Source organism: Gelidibacter sp. (assembly GCF_039916245.1).
Classification (GTDB): Bacteria; Bacteroidota; Bacteroidia; order Flavobacteriales; family Flavobacteriaceae; genus Gelidibacter.
On sequence record NZ_JBDSLS010000237.1, the window covers coordinates 1 to 4,216 of the forward strand.

At 39.9% G+C, this 4,216-nt stretch carries 5 protein-coding genes; all 5 read right to left on the reverse strand.

What is annotated here, in order from left to right:
- On the reverse strand, nucleotides 1-911 hold a 911-nt coding region (gene trpB / locus ABIQ28_RS12605; protein ID WP_348037842.1), incomplete at its 3' end, for a tryptophan synthase subunit beta.
- A gap of 148 nt (nucleotides 912-1,059) precedes the next feature.
- Nucleotides 1,060-1,725, reverse strand: a complete 666-nt coding sequence (locus ABIQ28_RS12610) for a phosphoribosylanthranilate isomerase (RefSeq protein WP_348037844.1) — start codon at nucleotides 1,723-1,725, stop codon at nucleotides 1,060-1,062.
- 107 nt (nucleotides 1,726-1,832) lie between these two features.
- The gene (gene trpC / locus ABIQ28_RS12615; RefSeq protein ID WP_348037846.1) at nucleotides 1,833-2,615 is read right to left on the reverse strand and encodes an indole-3-glycerol phosphate synthase TrpC; all 783 of its coding nucleotides are present in this window, start codon (nucleotides 2,613-2,615) and stop codon (nucleotides 1,833-1,835) included.
- 74 nt (nucleotides 2,616-2,689) lie between these two features.
- Nucleotides 2,690-3,685, reverse strand: coding sequence for an anthranilate phosphoribosyltransferase (gene trpD, locus ABIQ28_RS12620; RefSeq protein ID WP_348037848.1), 996 nt, complete (start codon nucleotides 3,683-3,685; stop codon nucleotides 2,690-2,692).
- Nucleotides 3,686-3,920: 235 nt separating this feature from the next.
- On the reverse strand, nucleotides 3,921-4,216 hold a 296-nt coding region (locus tag ABIQ28_RS12625; RefSeq protein ID WP_348037850.1), incomplete at its 5' end, for an aminodeoxychorismate/anthranilate synthase component II.

Here is a 4,216-nt window from a genome sequence, read left to right on the forward strand (position 1 = left end):
GAAATACTATAAGGTTCTGTGATTTGTCCGTCAGGAGTTTGCATCAACAGTGTTTTACTGCCATGGATAATGCCTTCGTTTCCGAGTACTGATGTGGCAGCACTTTCTCCAGAATGCACCCCTTTTCCTGCGGCTTCGGCAGCAATAAGTTTGACCTCTGTATCGTCCAAAAAGTGATAGAATGCCCCAGCCGCATTACTGCCACCACCAACGCATGCCACGACATAGTCTGGTTTGGTAGTGCCTTCTTTTTCCTTGAGTTGCCATTGGATTTCCTCAGAAACAACTGCTTGAAAACGCGCAACCATATCGGGATAAGGATGTGGTCCAACCACACTACCAATGATATAATGGGTGTCCACAGGATTGTTGATCCAATCGCGAATGGCCTCGTTGGTCGCGTCTTTTAAAGTGCGACTTCCTGAAAGTGCGGGAACTACTGTTGCACCCAACATTTTCATTCGGGCCACATTTGGCGCCTGACGTGCAATGTCAATTTCTCCCATATACACAATGCATTCCAAGCCCATGAGTGCGCAAACGGTTGCCGTTGCCACACCATGTTGGCCGGCACCAGTTTCAGCGATGATGCGGTGTTTGCCCAAGCGTTTGTCCATCAGTATTTGTCCAATGGTGTTGTTGATTTTGTGCGCACCTGTATGATTCAGGTCCTCGCGCTTTAAGTAAATTTTGGTATTGTACTTCTCGCTCAATCGCTTTGCGAAATAGAGTGGGGAAGGACGTCCTACATAGTCCTTAAGCAAGGCATTGAATTCTTCTTGGAATTCTTCTTCTGCCATGACTTTGAGATAGTTTTGGCGTAATTCTTCCACATTTGGATAAAGCATTTCTGGAATGTATGCCCCTCCAAATTCGCCGTAGTAACCTTTGTTGTTGATGTTGTATGTCATGTTTTTTTATTCCTGCGCAGGCAGGAATCTCCTATTTTATTGGTTCAATTCGTTTCGTTAAACCGATTAATTTTATTTTCATTCCCGCGAAGGCAGGAAACCGTTAGGTTCAGCGTAGCTAATCTCATGATTTATTCTTCAAAAGACCTCACAGGTTTTTAAAACCTGTGAGGTTTGGTTTAATTCTATTTTTAAATTCTTTTAATATTGTGATATTCTTTAGTCCAGGTTCTATTTCAAATTTGCTGTTGACGTCGATGGCATGGCAAAATTGGGATTCCTGCTTTCGCAGGAATTCGTTGATGTTATTAACTTCCTCCAAACCAATTCCGCCACTTAAAAAGTAAGGTTTGGTTGAAGGATAGTTTTTTAATACTTCCCAATTAAAGGTATAGCCATTACCTCCTGGTAATTGTCCTTTGGTATCAAACAAATAGTAATCGCATACAGATTCGTATGGAGTTAATTGTTCAAAATTGAAATGGTCTTTGATGGAGAATACTTTCAATATTCCTGTGAAGGCAGGAGTCTCAGTGTTTTCATTTCGAATGCTTTTTCTAATACAACGTTTTAATTCCTCACAAAACTCCGGCGTTTCCTCCCCATGCAACTGAACCAAATCTAAAGCATAATGTTCTACCTTTTCAACTATCTCCTCAATAGATGCATTTACAAAAACGCCGACTTTTTTGATGTTTTCTGGTAACTGCGGAATGATGCCATCAAAAAATCGACTTGAGTTCTCATAAAATATAAAACCAAAATAATCGGGTTGAAGCAAAGCAATATCAGTGATGTTATCTTGATATTTCATACCGCAGATTTTAATCCTCACCCCAGCTCTTTCCGAACGAGAGGGAGTTTGATTTGGGATTTTTATGATGTTTTTGCTGCTCATTTAACTTTTGGTTATTTTCTGATTTATTGTAATCCTTTTATAAAAGTCTTTGCACTTTCTCCTGCATTATCTGTTTTCATGAAGTTTTCTCCAATTAAAAAACCTTGATAGCCAAAAGGTTTCAACTCATTGATGGCTTCAATAGTACTAATGCCGCTTTCAGATATCTTTAAAAAGTCATTTGGAATCAATGAGCTTAGGTGCTTGCTTGTTTCTAAACTGACGTCGAAGGTTTTTAAGTTTCTATTGTTCACGCCAATCATATCCAGACTTGGCATGATGGATTTATTGAGTTCTTCTTCGTTATGAATTTCTAAAAGAACTTCGAGATTTAGGCTTTTTGCCAATTCTGAAAATTGCTTAATTTCTACTTTGGATAAAATAGAAGCAATGAGCAAAATGACATCGGCGCCATAGGCTTTAGCTTCCAAGATTTGGTACGGATGGATGATAAATTCCTTTCGCAACAAAGGCAATTGACAACTGGCTCTTGCCAATAGCAAATCGTCCAAGGAGCCGCCAAAATATTTAGCATCGGTTAAAACCGACATTCCACAAACTCCCGCCGATTCATAACCTTGTGCGACATCAAAGACACTTAGGTTCTGATTGATCACAGATCTTGATGGTGAACGGCGTTTGTGCTCGGCAATGATACCTGAAGTACTGTTTCTTAATCTTTCGGTAAGTGAAACTGTGTCTCGGTCAAACAAAACCGATCGTTCCAATTGTGACGTTGGAATGATTGATCTTCTTAAATCAACTTCTTTGCGTTTGTCTGCGACGATATGGTCTAATATATTCATGTTTTTCAGTCTGCAGTCTGCAGTCATCAGTCTTCAGTAGGTTGGATTGCTTACTGTGGACTGAAGACTGCGGACTAAATTTTACTTATTTCAACTAATTTTTCAAATTTCGCTTTCGCTTTTCCGCTTAACAAAGATGCTTTTGCTGCTTCAAAACTATCTTCTACCGAATTTTGGGTTACCGTAGCAATCGCCATGGCGGCATTGGCACAAACGACATTGTTTTGCGCTTCGCTACCTTGGCCATTTAATATTTTCGTAAATATTTTTGCTGCATCTTCTACAGAATCGCCGCCGTAAATATCACTTTGTTCTAGAGTGTTCACTCCAAAAAAATCGGGAGTGATCATTGTTTCTGAACTGTTTCTGATCACTTTGGTTGGTCCGGTCAGTGAAATTTCATCATAGCCATCCAAAGCATGTAGAATGGTATAGTTAATATCTGTGTTTTGGTAGAGGTAGCTATACATTCTTAGCAATTCTAAATTAAATACGCCGACCAATTGATTTTTTGGAAATGCCGGATTGACCATAGGTCCCAACATATTGAAAAAAGTTTTTACAGCCAAATCCTTCCGGATCGGAGCCACATTTTTCATCGCAGGGTGGAAGAGCGGCGCGTGCAATACACAAATGCCAGCCTCATCCAAAGAACGTTTCAAAAAATCGATATCTGAAGTGAATTTAATGCCTAAATATTCCATAACGTTGGAAGAGCCACAAGCCGAAGAAACACCATAATTACCATGTTTGGTAACATTGACACCGGCGCCTGCCGTCACAAATGAAGCCAAGGTTGAAATGTTAAACGTATCTTTTCCATCGCCGCCAGTGCCACATAAATCGATGCCATTGTAGTCGTCTAAATTGACATGCAAGCACAATTCTAAAAGGGCGTCCCTAAAACCTTGCAGTTCTTCGATGGTCACGCTTCGCATCATATAAACCGTAAGGAAAGATGCAATTTGGCTTTGGTTGTAGTCGCCTTTTGAGATATTTACCAAGACGTGTTTGGCTTCTTCGCTTGAGATGCTTTCTTGGTTGATGAGTCTGTTGAGTATGTGTTTCATATAACTTCCTGCCTTTCGACCCTGCTCAAGATAAACTTCGGCAAGAATCTTTTCTTGTTAAACTTAATTTGACTTAGGTTTTACCCTTCCGTCTTCATCCCGTTTTCTCGGGATGAATCCACCTTCCCTTGAAAAAAGGGAAGGAATTTTTGTGATTTTATTCTTAGATATTCAGTCTTTTTTTTTAAAAAATTTGACCGCCAGCTGATCCCGATAGCTATCAGGAGAAAACTGTTTACTGATTTATCCAATTTTCCAAGATCTTCTTTCCATGAGGTGTTAATACCGATTCTGGATGGTATTGTACCCCTTTTAAATCGTACACTTTATGACGTAAGGACATCACTTGACCATTTTCATCAAAGGAGGTAGCTTCCAATACTTCTGGTAAATTTGGATCGACGACCCAAGAATGATAACGCCCAACTTCAATGGTTTTATCCAAGCCGTTGAAAAGTGATTCGTCCGTAACGCAACTGGTTACTTTAGTGGCCACACCATGATACACTGAATCCAAATTGATCAAAGTGC